This is a genomic window from Flavobacterium sandaracinum (assembly GCF_004349135.1).
GTDB lineage: Bacteria > Bacteroidota > Bacteroidia > Flavobacteriales > Flavobacteriaceae > Flavobacterium > Flavobacterium sandaracinum.
In genome coordinates this window covers 103,318-124,978 of the sequence record NZ_SMFN01000005.1, presented here as the reverse complement: position 1 = coordinate 124,978, position 21,661 = coordinate 103,318, and the positions used below count along the sequence as shown (strand labels likewise).

Below are 21,661 nucleotides of genomic sequence, written 5' to 3'. Positions count from 1 at the left end.
TAACGGCATGCAATTTCTTGTTTTTATCCTAACCTTTCCTTTTTTATGGATTATTTCCATTCTTCCTTTCAGAGTTTTCTACTGGTTTTCTGACTTCATTTATTTAATAGTTTATTACATCATTGGCTACCGAAAAAAAACAGTTAAATATAATTTGGCGCTAGCATTACCTCATCTTAGTGCTGAAGAGCGTTTAATAATCGAAAAAAAATCATACCACCATTTGTGTGATATGTTTTTAGAAATGATAAAAACGATGACCATTTCATCCGAAGAAATGAATAAAAGATTTGTTGTTACTAATATCGAATTGGTAAAAGAGTATGAAAACAAAGGCAATAGCACTATTTTATTAGCTTCTCATTATGCGAGTTGGGAATGGCTATTGTCAATAAATGCTAAAACAAAATTTAAAGGAATTGGCGTTTATAAAAAAATTGCAAATAAATATTTTGATAAATTAATACGAGACATTCGATCCAAATACAATGCTGAATTAGTAGAAACTAAAAAAGCGATTCCGTTGATGGCAGAAAACCAAAAAAATGGGATCCTCAGCATGTACGGACTTGCAAGTGATCAGTCTCCAAAATTAAACAGAGCCTTTCATTGGGATAAATTCATGGACATAGAAGTCCCTGTTCATACCGGTGCAGAAATGCTTGCCAAAAAATACGATTTATCTGTTCTTTTTGTAAAAGTAAAAAAAGTAAAAAGAGGATTTTACGAGGCTACTTTTGTACCCATTACAGACAATCCGAGATCGATTCCTGATTTTGAAATCACCAGCACCTTTTTACGTGAAGTAGAACAACAAATTCTTGAAGCTCCTGAATATTATTTTTGGACGCACAAAAGATGGAAACATAAAAGGTAATGTTCAGTTTGCACTGATCAGTAACAGTATTCAATAAAATCACGTAGTATAGAAGATTGTTTATACTAAGTGATTTTTTTAGTTTTTTTAAACGACATCTCTTATAAAGAAAACCAGTTTTTTACTAATTCATCTTCTAGTGGTTGTGCGTTCTTATTTATAAACTCATTGGTAACCGTATTATACTTATAATCCAATGCCCAAGTTTTATGATTTTCGGCCAATGCTTTTATCCCGTTACATACAAATTCAATTTCGGCATTTGTAGTTGTTGGATGAATTGACATTCTGATCCAACCTGGTTTTCTGATTAAATCTCCAAGTGTAATTTCGTCAATTAGTTTATGAGATGTTTCCTGGTCTACATGCAATAAAAAGTGTCCATAGGTTCCTGCGCAACTACAACCACCACGAGTTTGAATTCCGAATTTATCATTCAATAATTTCACGCCCAAATTAAAATGTAAATCTTCCACAAAGAAAGAAATAACTCCTAACCGATCCTGATGTTGTCCTGCAAGGATTTTTATATTGGAAATATTTCCTAGTGCTGCGAAAATATAATCTACTATTTCGTGCTCTCTTTTTAAGATGTTTTCGATTCCCATTTGTTCTTTCAACTGAACAGCCAATGCCGTTTTTATCACCTGAAGAAAACCGGGGGTACCACCATCTTCCCTATCTTCAATATTATCGATGTATTTATGTTCGCCCCAAGGATTCGTCCAACTTACGGTTCCGCCGCCTGGATTATCAGGAACTAAATTTTGATATAACTTTTTATTAAAAACCAAAACTCCACAAGTTCCGGGTCCGCCAAGGAATTTATGAGGTGAGAAAAAAATGGCGTCCAAATAACTTTCAGCGTCTTCAGGATGCATATCAATTTTCACATAAGGTCCCGAACAAGCAAAATCCACAAAGCAAAGTCCGTGATGTTGATGCATGATTTTGGACACTTCATGATAGGGAGTTCTAATTCCCGTAACATTTGAGCAAGAAGTGATTGACGCTATTTTAAAAGGCCTTTCTTTATATTTCTCTAATAGAAGTTCTAAATTTTCTATACTGAATAATCCATCTTCAGTGGAAGGAATAACTTCAACATCAGCAATCGTTTCTAGCCAAGAGGTTTGATTGGAATGGTGTTCCATGTGCGAAATAAAAACAATTGGTTTTTTTTCAGCTGGAATAGTGATAAAATTTTTTAAGTTTTCAGGTACTTTTAAACCCAAAATGCGTTGAAATTTATTCACAACACCTGTCATTCCGGTTCCATCTGTAATCAAAACATCATCAGCACTAGCATTTACATGATGTTTGATAATATGACGCGCTTGGTGATACGCTTTGGTCATGGCAGTTCCAGAAACAGTGGTTTCAGTATGCGTATTGGCTACAAAAGGACCAAATTGATTCATTAATTTCTCTTCAATCGGACGATACAATCGACCGCTAGCAGTCCAATCTGTATAAACAATTTGTTTTTGTCCATAAGGAGATTCAAACTTTTGGTTTATTCCAATTATGTTGTCGCGATACTGTTGAAAATAGTGCTCTAATTGTGTTGGCGCTTCTTTGGTAATCATTTGCGTTTAATTTGAGTTCAAAGATATTGATTTTTAGTAAATAGTCTTTTTCAAATTGATTAAAAACTGATTTATTAAACAAAATAAAGATCTGCACTAACTGCTTACGCTGAAATTCACCGTGGGTATTATTTTCATAGTAGCAGTCTAGTTGTGGGTATAAAAATAAAAATGCTTAAGAAAATTTCTTAAGCATTTTTATTCTGTAATAAGTATTGATTCTAATGCACTTTTATTTTCCGCCATTTGCTCGAAGATCAGCAATACATTGACTATCGAGTTGCGGTGCTGAACCTGACGAAACCATATTTCCAATACCTCCACCTAATTCCGAAGACCAATACATTAAACAGGTTTTTTCGATACAATGCTTTGGATGTTCTGCATCTTCATGATTGCTTTGTAAGGCGGTACCAAGGTTTGTTAATCCTAATATATGTCCAAATTCATGGGTAATGACTGTTGTTTCTAATAGACTTCTACTTGGCTTAAAGGGACTGTCGCTTAAACCTTGAATAGTTTGTTCAAAAATTACAAAAGAAGTATTTCTGTAAGCCGTTCCTAGAATAACTGATGTACTCGTATCCTTAGACGATTTTCCATCTGCAAAAAAAACCCAAACTGCTATTTCATCAGAATTGTTGTACTTCGTTCTATTCTTATCCTCAATACTTACAATCTCCTCATTAGTATAGGGCGTATTCCCCGGTGATGGTATGGATCGTTTAATAACATTAATGCCGCCCGGCTTAAATGTTCTTGCGGTAAGAAAAGCTACAAAATTGGTAATTGCTTGAGGAGTAGGCTCAAAACCGTTTACGTACACTACTTCAACAACCATACTTTTGAACTTTTTATCTGATAATAAATCGTTTGCCGAACTTCCTGTTTGCTGCTTATTTGTATTGGGATTTACTACAACTGCATTATCCAAAGGGTCCTCTTCTTTTGAACAAGATGCTACCGAGAGGAACAAACCAATAGCAAGTAGCGAAATTAATTTTTTCATTATTGTATTTATTATTAAGTTTATTTGTAAAAAACAGCTACACTATTTTAGGTAGCTGTTTTTCACAATCTGCCAACTTAAATCGAGCTATATTTGTTTCAAGACTAATGTTACGGCAGCATTAGTAGAGCTTTGTAATGTAATTGTTGACGCCGTAAAACTCGTTACTTTCCATGTATTATTTAATAACGTAAATGTGGCATTACCTGAAAAATTCAGTTTTAGAAAAACACTTAATTCTGAACTCACAGCATACGTACCGTTTACCGTTGTACTTAATAGGTTTACTGCAGTAACTGATAAATTATTTGCAAAATCTATTGTAAAATCTTTATAATTACTTGCGGAATTTATACCAGCACTTACAAACGAATCAACTTTAAACTTTCCATTCACTAAAATTGTTTCTAATTTTTTTGAATTTTGCGTTGCTTCTGCCATTGTTGCTTCCGTTTTTAGAGAGGCATTAATTGCTGCTTGCAATTCAGCATCACTAGAAATCGTCATTTTTGTTCCATCAGCAATTGTAGCTGAAATGGGATATTTAACGGAATACAGTTCTAAAGCACTTACATTAGACATATACGTATATAATTGCTGTTCGGATGTGACAACAACACTTCCTGTTTGTTGTAAACTTAAATTATAGGTTAAAATTGTAATAGGGAAGCTTATATTTACTGAAGAAATTGCATCTTGACCAGAAGATTCCGCTGATGTACATGCATTAAGAATCGCATTATACTCGGTTTGATTAGCAACAGTAACCTCTGTATAATTGCTCAATTTAACTTTTAAAGGAAATTGCAATACAACTGTATCTTGATCATTATTGAACTGTCCAAAAATAGAAAGTACTTGCTGGTAATCGAATTGACTAAAAATAGAAACTTGAACTCCATTTACTTTGGCAGAAACGGGCAAGAGAATAGAAGAGCAAGAGGCTCCATCCAAGAAATCATCAAACGAACCATCGTACATCGACGTACGTTTCAGATTAGTTGTTGTCGTTGAATTTGCTGAATTTGTATTTGGATTTTCTCCTTGTACATCATCAACTTCATTTTGGCATGATGTAAAACCTAAGATAGCCATCAATGCAATTCCGGTAACAATTTTTAATTTTTTCATAATTTTCAAATTTAATGTATTTTTATATTTACAAGCGATGTTTTATGCGCCTTTCTAATAGTAAGACAACTACGCTTATTTTTACCCTACCAAAAATTTAAAAAAAATATAAAATTTTATTTAAATTTTTATAAAACACTACCAATCAATTAATTAAAATATAAAATATTTTTCATAAAAAAGCAATTACAATTAACGCAATTGCTTTTTGAAAAAATAATTTACATTTACAACCTACAAAAAATGAATTAATAGGCAATGAGCGACGAAAAAAGTACACTTTGCGAAGAAAATCACTTTAGAGACTTTTACTTAAAGCACGTGCAATCAGCAAATAATTTTGCATATTACAAATGTGGTAATGATGAAGCAGCATTAGATTTAGTACAAGATGCGTTTACTAAAATTTGGGAGAATTGTTCCAAAATCGACTTCTACAAAGCCAAAACGTATTTGTTTACCAGTATTACTAATTTATTTCTAAATACGATAAAACATCAAAAAGTGGTATTGAAGTATGCTAAAGATGCCCCGAATTTAGACACAAACAATCAAAGTCCCGACTATTTATTGGAAGAAGAAGAATTCAAGCTAAAACTCAACAAAGCTATCGCATCATTGAGCGAAGTACAGCGCGAAGTATTTTTATTGAATCGTATAGATGGTAAAAAGTATAGAGAAATAGCCGAGTTGCTCGATGTTTCTCAAAAAACAGTAGAGAAGAGAATGTCTGGAGCCTTGCAAATTTTAAAAGCCCAAATAGAAAATATATAATTAGTCATTTATTCATAGGGTAATTTAAAAGTTAGTTGTCTTATAAACATAGCCATATAAAATGAAAAACGAGAAAGAGATATTAAAATGGTTCAATAATGAGCTTTCAAGCAAAGAAATCGAAGATTTGAAACAATCTGAAGATTTTGATACACTTGAAAAGATTGCTCATTATGCATCACAATTGGAAACTCCAAAAGTAGATGCGCAAGTTGCTTTCGAGGCTTTTAATGCTAAAAACTTTTCAAAAAAGAAAACAAAAGAAAGGACTTTAAACTTTACTGCATTTTACAAAATAGCTGCTGTCTTAGTGGTAGGGCTAACCTCAGCGTATTTCTTGTTTTTTAACAACATTACTTCTTTTGAAACCCAAATAGCACAAACAAAATCAGTAATTCTGCCTGATCTTTCTGAAGTAATATTAAACTCCACTTCAAAATTAAGTTTTGATGAAAAAAAATGGGCGGATGATAGAACTTTAACTTTAGAAGGAGAAGCCTATTTTAAAGTTCAAAAAGGACAAACCTTTAGTGTAAAAACAACTGTTGGAATTGTACAAGTGCTAGGAACACAATTTAATGTAAAAGAACGTAAAAACTATTTTGAAGTGCACTGTTACGAAGGTTTGGTGCGTGTTACCTATAACAAGGAAACTATTAAATTACCTCCCGGAAAAACGTTCCGAGTTATCAATGGTACAATCGAAAAGATTGCAGATTTTAGTACAAAAAATCCTTCGTGGCTGGAGCAGGAATCAAGTTTTATTAAAATTCCATTAAATCAGGTTATTGCAGAACTAGAACGCCAATACGATGTAAAAATTAAAGCGGAAGGTGTGAATACTTCCAAACTTTTTACAGGAAGTTTCACCCACACTGATAAAGATATCGCGCTGCAAGCAATTACAATTCCGCTTAAATTGAGCTATAAAATAAAGGGCAAAACCATTTTATTATACAACTATGGCGATCAATAAATGGCTGGTATATTTGCTAATTTGTATGAGCTGTTTTTGTAATGGACAAAATACAACCAAGAAAACACCATTAAGTGAAGTCATAATTACTATCGAAAAGCAATTTAATGTCAAGTTTTCCTATGCTGTTGAAGATGTAGCTGGAATTACAATTGACAAACCAAGTAATTCATTGAACTTGCAAGAAGCAATCGATTATCTCAACTCCAAAACACTTTTAAACTTTAAGGCTTTAAACGATCGATACGTTACGGTTTCTATACTTAACAAAACGATTTCTGTGTGTGGGATTGTGTTGTCAAGTGAGAATAAATCCCGTTTAATAGGTGCTTCAATAGTTGTAAACAATATACAAAAAAGTACTATCACTAATGAAAATGGAACATTCAGTTTACAAAATATTCCAATTAATGCAACCGTAAACATTTCTTATTTAGGCTTTGAGTCCAAATCATTTTCTGCTAACGAATTATTTTCGACACAAAACAATTGTAAAGAAATTGTTCTTTCTACGAAAAATGAAGAACTAAATCAGGTTTTGGTTCCTGTATATCTAACGACTGGATTGCAAAAATACTTGGATGGAAGTACTGTTTTGAACACTAAAAAATTTGGGATACTTCCGGGTTTAATAGCGCCTGACATTTTGCAATCAGTACAAGCACTTCCGGGTGTAGAAAGTACAAATGAAAGCATTGCCAATATAAATGTTCGAGGAGGTACGAATGATCAAAATTTAGTACTTTGGGACAATATCAAAATGTATCATTCCGGTCATTTTTTCGGATTGATATCCGCTTATAACCCCAATCTCACGAACAAAGTCATCGTAAGTAAAAACGGAACAAGTGCTGCTTACAGTGATGGCGTTTCCAGTACAATTAACATGTACACCAAAGATGTGGTGACCAATACCTTTTCTGGTGGTGCAGGGATTAACTCCATTAGCTCTGATGTTTTTTTAGAAATTCCGATAACTAACAAATTAGAATTACATGTTTCAGGTCGACGATCGATTACAGATTTGTTTACCACTCCTACCTACACTAAATATTTTGATCGCAGTTTTCAGGATACCGAAATCAATACCGATAACGATCAACGCGATACGTCTTCTGATTTTTATTTTTATGATTATACCGCTAAAATCCTTTTTGATTTGAACGAAAAACATCAATTCAGAGCGAATATTATTGGTATCAACAACGCTTTGGATTATTCCGAGCGTGTGACTGCAAATACAAACGAAACCCAATCTAAAAGCAGTACTTTATCCCAGAAAAACAGTGGCTACGGAGGCAACTGGAAAGCACAATGGAATCCAAAATTGAGTTCAAACTTCATTACTTACTTTTCCAAATACAATATTGATGCTGTAGATTACAGAGTAGAAACAGATCAGCGCTTAACCGAAGCCAATGAAGTACTAGAAACAGGCGTTAAATTAAATGTCAATTACAAAACAAGCGATCATTTAAATTTCTTGTTCGGGTACCAATTCAATGAAACGGGAATGTTAAATCAAACCACCGTTAGTGCTCCGTTATATTCCAGTACTAAAAAAGAGGTTTTATTGAACCACGCTTTATTCACTGAGTTGGAATACAACAAACACAACACCTATTTGAGAGTTGGCATACGAGCGAATTATTTTCAAAAATTTGAAAAACTTTTGCTCGAACCCAGAATAAACATTCGACAGCAAGTATCGGATCAATTTGCATTAAAGTTAGAAGGAGAGTTTAAAAATCAATCTACAACTCAAATTGTAGACTTTGAAGATGATTTTTTAGGAGTTGAAAAAAGACGCTGGGTATTGGTAAACAATCAAGACATTCCTATTGCAACGAGTAAGCAAGGTTCTTTTGGTTTAGAATTCAATAAAAATAAATTAAATATTGAAGCTACAGGTTTTTATAAAATTGTTGATGGTATTACGGCTTACAATCAAGGTTTTTACAACAATTTTCAATACAAAAATGCCCATGGAAGTTACACTGCAAAAGGGATTGAATTTTTAGCTAATAAGACGGCAAGTCAATACAGCGTTTGGCTGAGTTATACTTTCAGCAAAAACAACTACAAGTTCGATACTTTTACTCCAACCACATTTCCCAATAATGCAGATATCAGACATTCTACATCAATTGGTTTTCAGTATAACGTTCTTAAAAATTTAAAAATTGCTATTGGTGGTACTTGGAGAAATGGAGTCCCATACACGAGGCCACTAGCGGGTCAAGAAACGGTTCGATCTGGAAATAATACGATGGTGAATTACGGTCTCCCAAACAGTGAAAACTTAGATGATTTCATGCGCTTAGATGCTTCTTTAAATTATAATTTCAATTTATCTGAATCAATTAAAGCTTCCTTTGCTGCTGGAGTGATAAATGTTACCAATCAAGATAATGTAATCAATCGCTATTACAAAGTGAATCCGAATGACCAGAATGATGCCATTCAAGTAGATAATAAAGCACTTGGCTTAACACCAAATGTAAGTTTCAGAGTGAGTTTTTAATTTCGTACCTATCGTAAAAAACAAAAACCCTTTCAAATCTAATTTTGAAAGGGTTTGATTTGTATCAAATACGGTTTTATATCCCAGCAATTGCCTTTATTTCATCAATAATTCTTAGTGCTAAAGCATCTGCTTTTTCTTGTGAAGCCGCTTCCGTATAAATACGAATAATTGGTTCAGTATTCGATTTTCTTAGATGCACCCAATTTTCAGCAAAGTCAATTTTCACACCATCAATGGTTGTAATATCTTCGTTCTTGTATTTCTCTGTCATGGCAACAAGAATTGCATCGACATCAATTTGTGGCGTCAATTCGATTTTATTTTTACTCATATAATATTCAGGATACGAAGCACGCAACTCAGAAACCTTCATTTTTTTGTTAGCCAAATGCGTTAAAAACAACGCAACTCCTACCAAACTATCACGACCGTAATGCAACTCAGGATAAATAATTCCACCGTTTCCTTCACCACCTATTACAGCATTGTTCTTCTTCATCAATTCCACAACATTCACCTCGCCTACTGCACTGGCTTCGTAATTTCCGTTATGCGAATTCGTCACATCACGCAACGCACGAGAAGAGGACATATTAGAAACTGTATTTCCTGGTGTTTTACTCAATACATAATCGGCGCAAGCCACCAATGTATATTCTTCACCAAACATTTCACCGTCTTCGCAAATGAAAGCCAAGCGGTCCACATCAGGATCCACAACAATTCCTAAGTCGGCTTTTTCCTTTACAACTAATTCTGAAATATCAGTTAAATGTTCTTTTAACGGTTCTGGATTGTGAGGGAAATGTCCGTTTGGTTCGCAGTATAACTCCACCACTTCAACGCCCATTAGTTCCAATAATCTTGGGATGATAATTCCACCCGATGAGTTTACACCATCAACTACTACCTTGAATTTCGCTGCTTTTACTGCATCAACATCTACCAAAGGCAAATTCAATACTTCATCAATATGAATATCCATATAAGCATCGTTAATCAGAATGACTCCTAAATCATCCACATCCGAAAAATCAAAAGCTTCTGCTTCGGCAATTTCAAGAATTTTTAATCCTTCTTCTCCGTTTAAGAATTCTCCTTTTTTATTCAATAATTTCAAGGCATTCCATTGTTTAGGATTGTGCGAAGCGGTCAAGATAATTCCACCTTCGGCTTTTTCTAACGGAACGGCCACTTCAACAGTTGGTGTTGTCGAAAGCCCCAAATCAATTACGTCTATTCCTAAACCAATTAAAGTGTTCACAACCAAATTGTGAATCATTGGTCCCGAAATTCGGGCATCACGACCTACAACAACAGTGATTTTTTCTTTTCCAATGTAATCTTTCAACCAAGTTCCGTAAGCCGAAGCAAATTTTACTGCATCAAGTGGAGTCAAATTATCCCCTACTTTCCCTCCTATTGTTCCACGAATTCCCGATATTGATTTTATTAAAGTCATTGCTTATTATTTTAATTTTTGAATTGTAAATTTTAAATTGCCTACAAATATAATAATTGACGGATTACAAAAGTCAATTAGATTTCAAATTCATCATTTAAATTCCTAAATTAGGCGAATGAATTTTTTAGCACACATCTATCTTTCTGGCAACAATGATCTACTTAAAATTGGTAACTTCATGGCCGATGGAATTCGGGGAAAACATTTTGAAAGTTATCCATTAGAAATTCAAAAAGGAATCATACTGCACCGTGCCATTGATACGTTTACAGATGCACATCCTGTTTTTAGACAAAGTACGAAACGTCTTCATCAGCATTATCACCATTATGCTGGAGTGATTGTAGATATTTTTTACGATCATTTTTTAGCTAAAAATTGGAGTAGTTATTCCGATGAAAAACTGGAGGATTTCGTTGAGCGTTTTTATCAATCTTTACGGGATAACAACAACGTGCTTTCGGAAAGAACCATAAAAATAATGCCTATTCTATTTAAGGAAAATTGGTTGGTAAGTTACCAAACAATCAGTGGAATTGACCACATTTTAACGCAAATGGATAGCCGGACAAAAAATCAATCAAACATGCGGTTTGCTACAACAGAACTACAAGAGTTTTACACGGATTTTGAAAACGAGTTTACAGCATTCTTTGAACAACTGAGGACTTTTGTAAAACAAAAAATACTTGATGAATGATTACAATGTTATCACATAAAAATATAGATTTTTCTTAATTGGTTAAAATTGAGATAATAAATTTACCTACATTCTTATATAAGATAATTAAAATTTTTGAAATAAATTAAATGAAAATTAACCACATAGAAACATAGAAAAAAAGAAATCTATAGTCCAATTCTTGGATTAACAGAGTTACAATTTATGATTTAGAAACGAAATATTTTTGAAAATTAGATAGCTATAAAATTTAGTTGTTACTGTGTTTTCAAAAAAAATCTGAAAAATAAATTATACCTGTTGGTATTCGTTTAAAGATATAACAGTCTAAAAATAGTATTAATTTGAAATAGTCTAAGGAATGATTACACAAAAATATCTTAATGATTTAAGCTTTCAAATTATTGGTGCGGCAATAGAAGTTCATAAAATCATGGGTAGAGGCTTACTAGAAAGTGTTTATCATCAATGAATGAAAGAGGAATTAAGGTTAAGAAATATTAATTTTATTTCAGAGCATAAAATACCTGTAATTTACAAGGGCAAAATGATGGAATCTGATTTTAGATGTGATTTGTTAATTGAAAACTTGATTGTTATTGAATTTAAAGCCGTTTCAGAAATCCATCCTGCTTTTTAAGCTAAACTTTTGAATCACATGAAATTATTAAAATCACCGAAAGGTATTTTGATAAATTTTAATTGGTTTAATATTTTCAAGGAGGGACAAAGGATTTTTGTTAATGAATTTTATAAAATCTTACCAAAAGAATAAATAAATCCACCTATGAAATCTAATATTAAGCGAAGCTTCTTAATATACAAACTAATATTCTATGTCTCTATGTGGTTAGAACATTTGAAGTAATACATAATAAAAACAACCACAACTTTACACATAAAACCAAAATACCATCTTAAAAATGAAAAAAATAATTCTCTTCCTTTCCTTAGCAATTCTAAGCTGTAAATCGAATGAAAAAACGGTAGAACCTACCGGCTTAGTAACTTCAAAAGCTATGGTAGTTTCAGCTCGGGAAGAAGCTTCGCAAATTGGAGTTGCAATCCTAAAAAAAGGTGGAAATGCTTTTGACGCGATGGTTGCCACAGAATTGGCTTTGGCAGTTTCACATCCACAAGCTGGAAATATTGGTGGTGGTGGTTTTATGGTTTTCAGAAAAGCCAATGGCGAAACGGGAGCTATCGATTATAGAGAAAAAGCTCCTTTGGCAGCTTCTAAAGATATGTTTCTGGACAAAAAAGGAAATGTAATAGAAGGAAAAAGTAGAGCAACGGCTTTGGCATCTGGAATTCCGGGAACAATAGCTGGAATATTTGAAGTACACAAAAAATATGGTTCTTTACCCATCAGTGAAATTCTAAAACCCGTAATTGCTTTGGCAGAAAGAGGTGTTGTTGTCACTAAATTTCAAGCCGAAAGTTTGGCTTATTATAGAGCCTCCTTTGTGAAAAGTAATGGTAAAAATAGTTTGTTTTCCAAAGTTTATAAAGAAAATGACACTATAAAATATACCGCACTAGCAGCAACACTTAAACGAATTGCGAAAAATGGTCGCGATGAGTTTTACAAAGGTGAAACAGCTGAAAAACTGATTGCTTTTCTGGCTAAAAAAGGTGGAAATGCCACAATGGAAGATTTAAATAGTTACAATGCGAAGTGGAGAACTCCAATTACTTTTCAGTATAAAAATTTAAAAATCACGTCGATGTCACCACCAAGCAGCGGTGGAATTTGTCTGAATCAAATTATGAAAATGATTGCCCCTTTCAACCTTTCACAAATGGGACACAACAGCTTAAAAACAGTCCAAGTACTTACAGAAGCTGAACGCAGAGCCTATGCGGACAGGAATTATTTCTTGGGTGATCCGGATTTTGTAAAACTTCCAATAAAAGAATTAGTAAGCCCACCGTACTTAGAAAAAAGAATGAAGGATTTTTCATTTGATCAAGCTTCAAAATCCTCTGATATTGCGCATGGAACAATCAAAGGATATGAAAGCAACCAAACTACGCATTATTCTATAATTGATGCTGCCGGCAATGCAGTGTCAGCAACTACAACTTTAAATGATAATTATGGGTCAAAAATATATTGCGACGAATTAGGTTTCTTTTTGAATAATCAAATGGACGATTTCAGTGCAAAACCAGGTATCCCTAATTTATATGGTCTTACGGGAAGTGAAGCCAACAGCATCGCTCCAGGAAAAAGAATGTTGAGTTCTATGACGCCAACGATTGTTGAAAAAGAAGGAAAACTTTTCATGGTTTTAGGAACGCCGGGAGGTTCCACTATAATTACATCCGTTTTACAAACGATATTGAATGTCTATGAATTTGGAATGAGTATGCAAGAAGCCGTAAATGCTCCAAGATTTCACCATCAGTGGATGCCAGATGAGATTACTTTTGAACCCAATTCTTTCGATAAAAAACTATTGATTGATTTGAAGAAAAAAGGCTATCGCATCAATGAAAAAAATAAAGAAATTATTGGCGAAGTCGATGCCGTTTTGGTTCTTTCAAACGGCAAATTGGAAGGTGGCGCTGATAAAAGAGGCGATAACAAAGCCGTTGGTTTTTAAATTTATATACTGAAAATGAAAAAAATTATTATTCTATTGAGTGTTTTATCTATTGGTTGCAAAACCCAACAAAATAGTGTTCAACCCACCGGATTAGTGTCTAATCAAGCGATGGTCGTTTCGGCACGTGAAGAAGCTTCCAAAATTGGTGTTGAAATCATGAGAAATGGAGGCAATGCTTTTGATGCAATGGTTGCTACCGAATTGGCTTTGGCAGTTGCCTATCCGTTTGCAGGAAATCTAGGCGGTGGCGGTTTTATGGTGTATCGAAAAGCAAATGGCGAAATTGGTTCTCTAGATTACCGAGAAAAAGCCCCACTAGCAGCAACAAAAAATATGTTTCTAGACGAAAAAGGAAATGTAATAAAAGGTAAGAGTACCGAATCTCCGCTAGCTATTGGTGTTCCCGGAACAATTGCCGGCGTTTTTGCAGTTCATGCAAAATTAGGTACATTACCGATCGAAGAAATTCTGAAACCTGTTATTGCACTAGCAGAAAGAGGAGTTGTTGTTACCAAAAAACAAGAAGACCGATTGGCTGCGTATCGAGATAAAATCATCAAGGTAAATGGAGACAAGACCTTATTTGCAAGGGCTTTTAAAGAAAATGATATCATCCGCTATCCTGCACTAGCCGCTACATTGAAAAGAATTTCAAAAAATGGCAAAGATGAATTTTACAAGGGAGAAACTGCTAAAATATTAGTGAAATACCTTCAGGAAAAAGGAGCCATAATCACGATAGAAGATTTGGCTCAATACGAAGCCAAATGGAGAACACCACTCACTTTTGACTACAAAGATTTAAAGGTAATCTCGATGCCTCCACCCAGCAGTGGCGGAATATGTCTGGCTCAAATATTCAAAATGATTGCACCTTTTGACCTAGCAAAAATGGGCCATAATTCAACCGAAGCCATTCAAGTTATTGTAGAAGCAGAAAGACGCGCTTACGCAGACAGAAGTTATTATCTGGGCGATCCTGATTTTGTAAAAATCCCTTTGAAAGCTTTAATGGCAGATGGTTATTTGAAACAAAGAATGTCAAATTTTAGTTTTGAAAAAGCCAATTTATCATCGGAAATAAAAGAAGGAAAAGTGACGTATAATGAAAGTACAGAGACGACACATTATTCCATTGTTGATCAATTTGGGAACGCCGTTTCGTCAACCACCACCCTTAATGATGGGTATGGATCTAAATATTATTGTGATGAATTGGGATTTTTCCTAAATAACGAAATGGACGATTTCAGTGCCAAACCAGGTGAACCTAACATGTTTGGATTAGTGGGCAATGAGGCCAACAGTATTGCGCCACAAAAACGAATGTTGAGTTCCATGACTCCCACCATCGTAGAGAAAAACGGTAAATTATTTATGGTTGTCGGTTCTCCGGGTGGTTCAACAATCATTACATCAGTATTGCAAACCATTTTAAATGTTTATGAATACAGTATGAGTATGCAGGAAGCGGTAAATGCGCCTCGTTTTCATCACCAATGGTTACCGGATTTGATCACATTTGAACCCAACACTTTCGACACTAAAACATTTGGAACCTTAAAATCAAAAGGATATTTAATCAATGAAAAGACAACTCCTGTTATAGGTAAAGTGGATGCCATATTGGTTTTACCAAATAACAAAATGGAAGGTGGTGCTGATTTTAGAGGAGACGATAAAGCCGTAGGATTTTAATCCTTCTCCCCAAACTTCGGAAGCGCTCACGATGACGGAAAAAATTAATACTTATGAACTTTATACTTGCCTTAGAAAGCGCTTTTACAGCAAATAAAAATCCAAAAAATGCATTTGCGATGGCAAAATACATGAAGAACAACTTTACTTTTTTTGGGATAAAAACGGAAGAAAGAAGGCGTATTTTTAAGGAAATTTGGAAAGAAAACAAACAAGAAGTTTCAGCAAATACAGGAGCAATTGTATCAGAATTATATTCAAAAATAGAACGAGAATTTCATTATTGCGCCATTGAAATTTTGATAAAAGAAGGCAAAGGAAAATATAAAAAAGAAGATATTCAACTGATTGAAAAACTGATAAGAGATAATTCTTGGTGGGACAGTGTCGATACGATTGCAAAGTACATTTTAGGTCAGTATTTAACGGAATTCCCATTAGAAACCAAAAAGGTAATAGAACGATTTTCAACAGCAAAAAATATGTGGTTGAATCGAAGTGCAATTTTATTTCAATTGGGTTATAAACAAAAAACAAATGCTGATTTTTTATTTTCCGAATGTTTAAAGCATTCCCATTCTAAAGAATTTTTTATTCAAAAAGCAATCGGTTGGGCGTTACGAGAATATGCAAAAACAAGTCCTGAAGACGTTATAGCGTTTGTAAAATCCAATGATTTAAAAAAATTAAGTACAAAAGAAGCATTAAAAAATATGTGTTAGGATTAAAATAATAGTAGTTTTGTATCCCCTTTAAAAAATATCATGTTCAAAAAATATATTTCAAAACTAGAAACAGTAATTGCAATTGCGCAGTCTTTATTGACTCCAAAACAGTTTATATTTCTATCCGCCGTTTTAGTGGGTATTTCTTCTGCATTTGCTGTAATTGTGCTAAAAACGTTTGCTCACTGGGTTTTTTCATTCGCGACTTACGTTAACGGAATCTTGAAATTAGGGTTCATTAATAGTATTCTACCTATCATAGGTATCATATTGACTGTTTTAGTGGTTAAGAAAGTTTTAGGAGGGAAAATCCAAAAAGGCACTTCCCAAATTTTATACGCTGTCGCTAAAAAAGCAAGTATTATTCCCAAAAAACAAATGTACGCTCAAATCGTCACCAGTTCATTAACCGTTGGTTTAGGAGGTTCCGCTGGTTTAGAAAGTCCTATCGTGATTACTGGTGCAGCTTTTGGTTCGAATTACGCACAAAAATACAAGTTGAGTTACAAAGACCGAACTTTACTAATAGGATGCGGCGTTGCTGCCGGAATTGCCGCCGCTTTTAACGCCCCAATTGCAGGTGTTTTATTTGCCATTGAGGTATTGCTAGTAGATGTGAGTATTGCAGCCTTTACACCCATCATGATTGCGGCTGCAACAGGTGCTTTGGTCTCCGTAATTGCATTAGACGAGAAAATTTTGTTGTCCTTCAAACAACAACAAAGTTTTGATTATCATAACATTATTTATTATATTTTGTTAGGATTGTTAACAGGATTTATATCCATATACTATTCCCGTAATTTCCAGAAAGTAGAACATTTCTTTGCAAGACTAAAATTATCACCCTATAAAAAAGCATTATTTGGAGCTTCCATTTTAGCGGTACTTATTTTTATTTTTCCTACACTTTTTGGTGAAGGATATGAAAGTATTAAAACATTGTCCGAGAGTGATCCAGGAAAATTATTAGAAAACACGTTGTTTAGTGAGTTTAGAGACAACAGTTGGGCGCTATTACTTTTTGTAGGCAGCACAATGATGCTAAAGGTTTTTGCCACAGGGATAACCCTAAGTAGCGGTGGAAACGGCGGTAACTTTGCTCCTTCCTTGTTTCTAGGATCTTATGTTGGATTTTTCTTTTCCAAATTTCTAAATTTAACCGGGCTCACTAACTTGCCAATCAGTAATTTTACTATGGTTGGTATGGCTGGAATCTTGAGTGGTTTGTTTCATGCTCCGTTGACTGCGATATTCTTAATAGCAGAAATAACTGGAGGTTATAACTTAATGATTCCCTTAATGATTGTGGCCTCTATTAGTTTTGCGATTTCAAAACGTTTCGAAAAACATTCCATGGATGTTAAAACGCTAGTGGAAAAAGGACATGCCTTTACTAGTAATAAAGACACCAATGTGCTATCTACTTTAGAGACCAATTCCATCATACAAACTGATTTCTTAACAGTTACTCCTGATGAAAATTTAGAACGACTAGTAGATTTAATTTCCCATTCCAATCAAGTAATATTTGGTGTAGTTGATGTAAAACAAAACTTATTAGGAATCGTTCACTTTAATGATATTCGAGAAATAATATTTAATTCCTACCGCGTAAAATATACGTTGGTCAAAGAGATTATGCTTGCGCCTATTGAAATAATTTCACCTGATGACAGCATGGAAATAGTAATGAACAAGTTCGAGAAATCAAAAAAAGCATTTTTACCTGTTCTTAAAGAGGAAAAATACTATGGTTTTATTTCTAAATCTATAGCACTGGAGGCTTATAGAACAAAACTAAAATCAATGACGATTGAATAGTATAGCACGAAACAAAAAGGAGAATGCTGCTTTAATAAATTTCTTTTGCTTTTAAAAGTAAATCTGAAGAACCCATTGAAAAAAAAGCAGACCTATAAGCCGGATTCTGTAAACACTGAATTTATTTCAGTGTCCCCTTATCATTTATCTAGATCTCATATTACTACGAGACTCAAGCTATCTACCCTTCAGCAACGGACGAGAAGCCCTTAAATGCTGATATACTTGATATTTCACCGCATAGAGTTTACCTGGTTTCACTACAGCATTACCTGTACATACTTTCTGTTGCACTTGTCCTAATCTCATCCGTAAAGACGAGACCGACGGGCGTTACCCGCTATGCTTCCCTCTGGTGTCCGGACTTTCCTCCCTCTTGATTGCTCAAAACGGCGATAAGGCGGTCTGCGGTGCAAACTTACACTATTTAATTCTTTTTTTTCATTTACTGTTACTTACTTTAACAAGCCTTTTACAATCAATTCACAATAAAATAGTTACCTTTAATAAATAACTAAAAAATCTCTATTATGTCAAATATGTATCATTATGCCACCGTTTCTAAAGCTTTAGATGATTTGAATGAAATGGGATTTACCTTTGATTTTAATCTTCATGATGAAGATATTGTAAAAAACCCAAGCCATTATGAAATTCAACATATTTACCGCTACGAAGGAGACACCAATCCAGATGACGAAGCAACAGTTTATGGCATCAAATCTACTTCAGGTAAAAAAGGTGTGTTTGTAGCGGGATATGCAGCAAATTCTGATAATGGTGCCGCAAGGGTTCTAATTGATCTTAGCATCAAAGGAAGAAAATAATAAATCCTTTTAAAAAAATCATAGTGGATACTATTTTCAGGAGCTATTTCCAACTATCCGTTGCAATCTTATCCGCCGAACCACGGCGCATAAGGATTTTCACTACTACCTGGGCTATGGAATTTGGTAAACAAAAACCATTTTGAAAATTCTAAAATCTTTCAATACTTAAATTTTTCCATCTTTAAATTAAAACCTATATTTGCTTTCGAATAAAATTTCTATGGAACAATTTGTTGTCTCGGCCCGTAAATATCGTCCTCAAACATTTAAAGATGTTGTAGGACAAAAAGCCATTACCAATACTTTATTGAATGCCATAGAAAGTAATCACTTAGCCTCAGCATTGTTATTTACAGGACCTCGTGGCGTTGGAAAAACAACTTGCGCCCGTATTTTGGCTCGTAAAATTAACCAGCCAGGATATGATGATCCCACTGAAGATTTTGCCTTTAATGTCTTCGAATTAGATGCTGCATCGAACAACTCTGTTGATGATATAAGGAATCTTATTGACCAAGTGCGGATTCCGCCACAAACGGGACAATACAAAGTCTATATTATCGATGAGGTTCACATGTTGTCTTCGGCAGCTTTTAATGCTTTCCTAAAAACATTGGAAGAACCGCCTAAGCACGCTATTTTTATTTTGGCAACGACCGAAAAACACAAAATTATTCCAACGATACTTTCTCGTTGTCAGATATTTGATTTCAAGAGAATTACCGTTAAAGATGCCAAAGAGCATCTTGCCGAAGTTGCCACCAGTCAAGGCGTAGTTTTTGAAGATGACGCTTTGCATATTATTGCTCAAAAATCTGATGGTGCCATGCGTGATGCTTTGTCAATTTTTGACCGAGTAGTTTCTTTTTGTGGAAAAGATTTAACACGTCAGGCCGTTACAGAAAATTTGAATGTGTTGGATTACGAAACGTACATCAACATCACCGACTTGCTTTTGGAAAATAAAATACCAGATTTATTAATGGCTTTTAACGAAATTCTAGCTAAAGGTTTTGACGCGCATCATTTTGTATCGGGATTGGCTTCTCATTTTAGAGATTTATTAGTTTCTAAAACACCTGCAACTTTAACTTTATTAGAAGTGGGGGAACAAGCACAGCAAATGTATGGGGTGCAAGCACAAAAATGCAGTCAAGACTTTCTATTGAAAGGAATTGAGATTGCAAACGATTGTGATTTAAAATACAAACTGAGTCAAAACCAACGACTTCTTGTTGAACTTTGCCTAATGCAACTGGCCTCTATCACTTTTGATGGAGAAAAAAAAAAGTTGAGCAATATATAATTCCACCTACTTATTATAGAAAGAACGATTATTCAATAACGGTTCAACCGACAATTGAAGATCCAAAACCTGCTATACAAGTTATAGAATCAGTTCCAATAAAAGAACTGGAAACTAAAACTACTGTTCCATCAATTCCAGTTGCTAGTCCCGCAACAAAAAGTAGTATTGCACAATCCGAAGGACCAAAAGTTTCTGCGTTTTCATTATCGAGCATTCGAGCCAAAAAAGCATTGGAAGAAAGCAGTAAAGGAATCATAAAAGAAGTACTTCACTTACCCACGGAATCTTTCACCGAGACAGAAATGTTGTTGTATTGGAATAAATATGCCCAACGATTAGGAGACAAAGGTTACAAAATTATGGAATCCTTATTACTCATTAACGATCCAAAATTAAATGGCACTGCGATATCAATTGAATTACCAAATGAAGGTTCTAAATTAGATTTTGAAAAAGAATTAAATGGGCTTCTAGGCTACTTGAAAGGACACTTACACAATCATGATATTACAATCGAAGTGATAGTCAATGAAAGCGTAGAAAATAAAAGAAGTTTCAATGACCAGGACAGGTATAATAGATTTTTAGAAATTAATCCAAATATTGAACTATTACGCACAACATTTGGATTAGATTTAGACGCATAATTTATGTAAAACTAAATTTTACCGTAGTACATTGCTTTTACAATTCCATCAGAAAGTCCAATTTTTGGTACATATATATTCCGTGCTCCACTCCATTTCATAGCATTCAAATAAATCCTTGTAGCTGGGATAATTACGTCAGCACGATCCGGATTCAACCCTAGTTCAGAAATTCTTTGTTCATAAGTAAGAGAATTCAAAAAAGTATATTGCGAATTCATATAAATATAGGAAAGCGGTTTCTCTTGTATCTTTCCAGACATTTTAAACAGTTTATTTATATTTCCACCGGAACCTATAAGTGTAACATCGTCATATTCTTGCGTATTACTTTTAATCCATTTTTCTATTTCATCCCAAACTACATCGCAGACCATATCATTTAGCAACCGCACCGTTCCTGCTTTAAAAGATCTTGAATTAATCATTTTCCCATTAGAAAACAAGGTGAATTCGGTACTTCCGCCACCAACATCAACAAAAAGATAGGTTTGATCTGTTTTCAATAAATGATGTAAATCAGTAGAAGCAATAATGGCAGCCTCTTTCTTACCATCAATAATTTCAATTTTTATATCGGCTTTTTTCTTAATTATTGCGACAACTTCTTTTCCGTTATAGGCCTCACGCATCGCTGATGTAGCAAATGCCATATAACGTTCTACCTTATGTACCTTCATTAAAAGATTAAAAGCTTTCATGGCGTCACACATTCTTTCGATATTCTCCTCTGAAATTTCTCCAACAGTGAAAGCATCCTGCCCAAGACGAATGGGTACACGAACCAAGGAACTTTTATTAAATTGAGGCTCTTTTCCCTCCTGTTCCACAATATTTGCAATCAACAAACGCATGGCATTGGAACCAATATCAATTGCTGCATATTTTTTTATTTTAATCATCTTTTATTGATTCGTTTTATTTCTTAACTAATGATTTATTCCTTCTTGAAAGATTCAAAAATAAGGTGCTTAATCTTAATCAAA

18 protein-coding genes, 1 other RNA gene and 1 pseudogene are annotated in these 21,661 nt (G+C 34.1%); 13 read left to right on the top strand and 7 right to left on the bottom strand.

Annotated elements, in window-relative coordinates; all coding sequences use genetic code 11:
• Positions 1-7: 7 nt before the first annotated feature.
• A complete protein-coding gene (locus tag E0F91_RS06040) occupies positions 8-877 on the top strand; it encodes a lysophospholipid acyltransferase family protein (RefSeq protein WP_132065422.1) in 870 nt (289 codons plus the stop codon).
• 101 nt (positions 878-978) lie between these two features.
• Here the strand turns inward: E0F91_RS06040 and E0F91_RS06035 are convergent, their stop codons facing one another.
• The 3 genes from E0F91_RS06035 to E0F91_RS06025 form a co-directional block, all read right to left on the bottom strand.
• On the bottom strand, positions 979-2,466 hold the full coding sequence (locus tag E0F91_RS06035; RefSeq protein WP_132065421.1) for an aminotransferase class V-fold PLP-dependent enzyme: 1,488 nt from the start codon (positions 2,464-2,466) through the stop codon (positions 979-981).
• 232 nt (positions 2,467-2,698) lie between these two features.
• A complete protein-coding gene (locus E0F91_RS06030; protein ID WP_132065420.1) occupies positions 2,699-3,475 on the bottom strand; it encodes a membrane metalloprotease in 777 nt (258 codons plus the stop codon).
• 87 nt (positions 3,476-3,562) lie between these two features.
• Positions 3,563-4,606 carry a hypothetical protein gene (locus tag E0F91_RS06025; protein ID WP_132065419.1) on the bottom strand — a complete coding sequence of 348 codons (1,044 nt, stop codon included), beginning with the start codon at positions 4,604-4,606 and terminating at the stop codon, positions 3,563-3,565.
• A gap of 258 nt (positions 4,607-4,864) precedes the next feature.
• Between E0F91_RS06025 and E0F91_RS06020 the strand changes: the two genes are divergently transcribed.
• From E0F91_RS06020 to E0F91_RS06010, 3 genes are all read left to right on the top strand, one after another.
• Positions 4,865-5,380, top strand: coding sequence for an RNA polymerase sigma factor (locus tag E0F91_RS06020; RefSeq protein ID WP_132065418.1), 516 nt, complete (start codon positions 4,865-4,867; stop codon positions 5,378-5,380).
• A gap of 61 nt (positions 5,381-5,441) precedes the next feature.
• Entirely contained in the window at positions 5,442-6,356 is a 915-nt protein-coding gene (locus E0F91_RS06015) for a FecR family protein (RefSeq protein ID WP_132065417.1), read from the top strand.
• Entirely contained in the window at positions 6,343-8,880 is a 2,538-nt protein-coding gene (locus E0F91_RS06010; protein ID WP_132065416.1) for a TonB-dependent receptor, read from the top strand. Before E0F91_RS06015 ends, E0F91_RS06010 begins: the two co-directional genes overlap by 14 nt.
• A gap of 76 nt (positions 8,881-8,956) precedes the next feature.
• Here the strand turns inward: E0F91_RS06010 and glmM are convergent, their stop codons facing one another.
• The gene (gene glmM / locus E0F91_RS06005) at positions 8,957-10,345 is read right to left on the bottom strand and encodes a phosphoglucosamine mutase (RefSeq protein WP_132065415.1); all 1,389 of its coding nucleotides are present in this window, start codon (positions 10,343-10,345) and stop codon (positions 8,957-8,959) included.
• Between the two features lie 118 nt (positions 10,346-10,463).
• Here glmM and E0F91_RS06000 point away from each other — a divergent pair, with 118 nt between their 5' ends.
• The 6 genes and pseudogenes from E0F91_RS06000 (at position 10,464) to E0F91_RS05975 (ending at position 17,889) form a co-directional block, all read left to right on the top strand.
• Entirely contained in the window at positions 10,464-11,048 is a 585-nt protein-coding gene (locus tag E0F91_RS06000; RefSeq protein WP_132065414.1) for an acyl carrier protein phosphodiesterase, read from the top strand.
• A gap of 343 nt (positions 11,049-11,391) precedes the next feature.
• Positions 11,392-11,670, top strand: a pseudogene (locus E0F91_RS17945) (GxxExxY protein).
• A gap of 283 nt (positions 11,671-11,953) precedes the next feature.
• Positions 11,954-13,639 carry a gamma-glutamyltransferase gene (gene ggt, locus E0F91_RS05990; RefSeq protein ID WP_132065413.1) on the top strand — a complete coding sequence of 562 codons (1,686 nt, stop codon included), beginning with the start codon at positions 11,954-11,956 and terminating at the stop codon, positions 13,637-13,639.
• Positions 13,640-13,654: 15 nt separating this feature from the next.
• The gene (ggt, locus tag E0F91_RS05985; protein WP_132065412.1) at positions 13,655-15,340 is read left to right on the top strand and encodes a gamma-glutamyltransferase; all 1,686 of its coding nucleotides are present in this window, start codon (positions 13,655-13,657) and stop codon (positions 15,338-15,340) included.
• Between the two features lie 53 nt (positions 15,341-15,393).
• On the top strand, positions 15,394-16,062 hold the full coding sequence (locus E0F91_RS05980) for a DNA alkylation repair protein (protein ID WP_132065411.1): 669 nt from the start codon (positions 15,394-15,396) through the stop codon (positions 16,060-16,062).
• 42 nt (positions 16,063-16,104) lie between these two features.
• Positions 16,105-17,889 carry a chloride channel protein gene (locus E0F91_RS05975; RefSeq protein WP_073355508.1) on the top strand — a complete coding sequence of 595 codons (1,785 nt, stop codon included), beginning with the start codon at positions 16,105-16,107 and terminating at the stop codon, positions 17,887-17,889.
• Positions 17,890-17,968: 79 nt separating this feature from the next.
• Here E0F91_RS05975 and rnpB read toward each other — a convergent pair.
• Positions 17,969-18,301, bottom strand: an RNA gene (gene rnpB / locus E0F91_RS05970) — RNase P RNA component class A.
• Between the two features lie 118 nt (positions 18,302-18,419).
• Between rnpB and E0F91_RS05965 the strand changes: the two genes are divergently transcribed.
• Together E0F91_RS05965 and dnaX are read left to right on the top strand one after the other, a co-directional pair.
• On the top strand, positions 18,420-18,716 hold the full coding sequence (locus E0F91_RS05965; protein WP_132065410.1) for a hypothetical protein: 297 nt from the start codon (positions 18,420-18,422) through the stop codon (positions 18,714-18,716).
• A 223-nt stretch (positions 18,717-18,939) separates the two neighbouring features.
• Positions 18,940-20,025, top strand: a complete 1,086-nt coding sequence (gene dnaX, locus E0F91_RS05960; RefSeq protein WP_132065409.1) for a DNA polymerase III subunit gamma/tau — start codon at positions 18,940-18,942, stop codon at positions 20,023-20,025.
• A 43-nt stretch (positions 20,026-20,068) separates the two neighbouring features.
• Here dnaX and E0F91_RS05955 read toward each other — a convergent pair whose 3' ends face one another.
• Positions 20,069-20,284 (bottom strand): hypothetical protein, encoded by a 216-nt coding sequence (locus E0F91_RS05955; RefSeq protein ID WP_132065408.1) that lies wholly within the window; start codon positions 20,282-20,284, stop codon positions 20,069-20,071.
• On the opposite strand from E0F91_RS05955, the gene E0F91_RS05950 reads away from it, so the two are divergent.
• Complete coding sequence (locus E0F91_RS05950; protein ID WP_243698847.1) at positions 20,259-20,675, top strand: DNA polymerase III subunit gamma/tau; 417 nt, start codon at positions 20,259-20,261, stop codon at positions 20,673-20,675. The genes E0F91_RS05955 and E0F91_RS05950 overlap by 26 nt on opposite strands.
• A gap of 11 nt (positions 20,676-20,686) precedes the next feature.
• On the opposite strand, the gene E0F91_RS05945 is transcribed toward E0F91_RS05950, so the two are convergent.
• On the bottom strand, positions 20,687-21,577 hold the full coding sequence (locus tag E0F91_RS05945; protein ID WP_132065407.1) for a Ppx/GppA phosphatase family protein: 891 nt from the start codon (positions 21,575-21,577) through the stop codon (positions 20,687-20,689).
• Positions 21,578-21,661: the final 84 nt, after the last annotated feature.

What these genes read in the sequence shown, in the direction of transcription:
- E0F91_RS06040 (WP_132065422.1), top strand. Translation starts at nt 8, where the DNA reads ATGCAATTTCTTGTTTTTATCCTAACCTTTCCTTTTTTATGGATTATT.
- E0F91_RS06035 (WP_132065421.1), bottom strand. Translation starts at nt 2,466, where the DNA reads ATGATTACCAAAGAAGCGCCAACACAATTAGAGCACTATTTTCAACAG.
- E0F91_RS06030 (WP_132065420.1), bottom strand. Translation starts at nt 3,475, where the DNA reads ATGAAAAAATTAATTTCGCTACTTGCTATTGGTTTGTTCCTCTCGGTA.
- E0F91_RS06025 (WP_132065419.1), bottom strand. Translation starts at nt 4,606, where the DNA reads ATGAAAAAATTAAAAATTGTTACCGGAATTGCATTGATGGCTATCTTA.
- E0F91_RS06020 (WP_132065418.1), top strand. Translation starts at nt 4,865, where the DNA reads ATGAGCGACGAAAAAAGTACACTTTGCGAAGAAAATCACTTTAGAGAC.
- E0F91_RS06015 (WP_132065417.1), top strand. Translation starts at nt 5,442, where the DNA reads ATGAAAAACGAGAAAGAGATATTAAAATGGTTCAATAATGAGCTTTCA.
- E0F91_RS06010 (WP_132065416.1), top strand. Translation starts at nt 6,343, where the DNA reads ATGGCGATCAATAAATGGCTGGTATATTTGCTAATTTGTATGAGCTGT.
- glmM (WP_132065415.1), bottom strand. Translation starts at nt 10,345, where the DNA reads ATGACTTTAATAAAATCAATATCGGGAATTCGTGGAACAATAGGAGGG.
- E0F91_RS06000 (WP_132065414.1), top strand. Translation starts at nt 10,464, where the DNA reads ATGAATTTTTTAGCACACATCTATCTTTCTGGCAACAATGATCTACTT.
- ggt (WP_132065413.1), top strand. Translation starts at nt 11,954, where the DNA reads ATGAAAAAAATAATTCTCTTCCTTTCCTTAGCAATTCTAAGCTGTAAA.
- ggt (WP_132065412.1), top strand. Translation starts at nt 13,655, where the DNA reads ATGAAAAAAATTATTATTCTATTGAGTGTTTTATCTATTGGTTGCAAA.
- E0F91_RS05980 (WP_132065411.1), top strand. Translation starts at nt 15,394, where the DNA reads ATGAACTTTATACTTGCCTTAGAAAGCGCTTTTACAGCAAATAAAAAT.
- E0F91_RS05975 (WP_073355508.1), top strand. Translation starts at nt 16,105, where the DNA reads ATGTTCAAAAAATATATTTCAAAACTAGAAACAGTAATTGCAATTGCG.
- E0F91_RS05965 (WP_132065410.1), top strand. Translation starts at nt 18,420, where the DNA reads ATGTCAAATATGTATCATTATGCCACCGTTTCTAAAGCTTTAGATGAT.
- dnaX (WP_132065409.1), top strand. Translation starts at nt 18,940, where the DNA reads ATGGAACAATTTGTTGTCTCGGCCCGTAAATATCGTCCTCAAACATTT.
- E0F91_RS05955 (WP_132065408.1), bottom strand. Translation starts at nt 20,284, where the DNA reads ATGATTCCTTTACTGCTTTCTTCCAATGCTTTTTTGGCTCGAATGCTC.
- E0F91_RS05945 (WP_132065407.1), bottom strand. Translation starts at nt 21,577, where the DNA reads ATGATTAAAATAAAAAAATATGCAGCAATTGATATTGGTTCCAATGCC.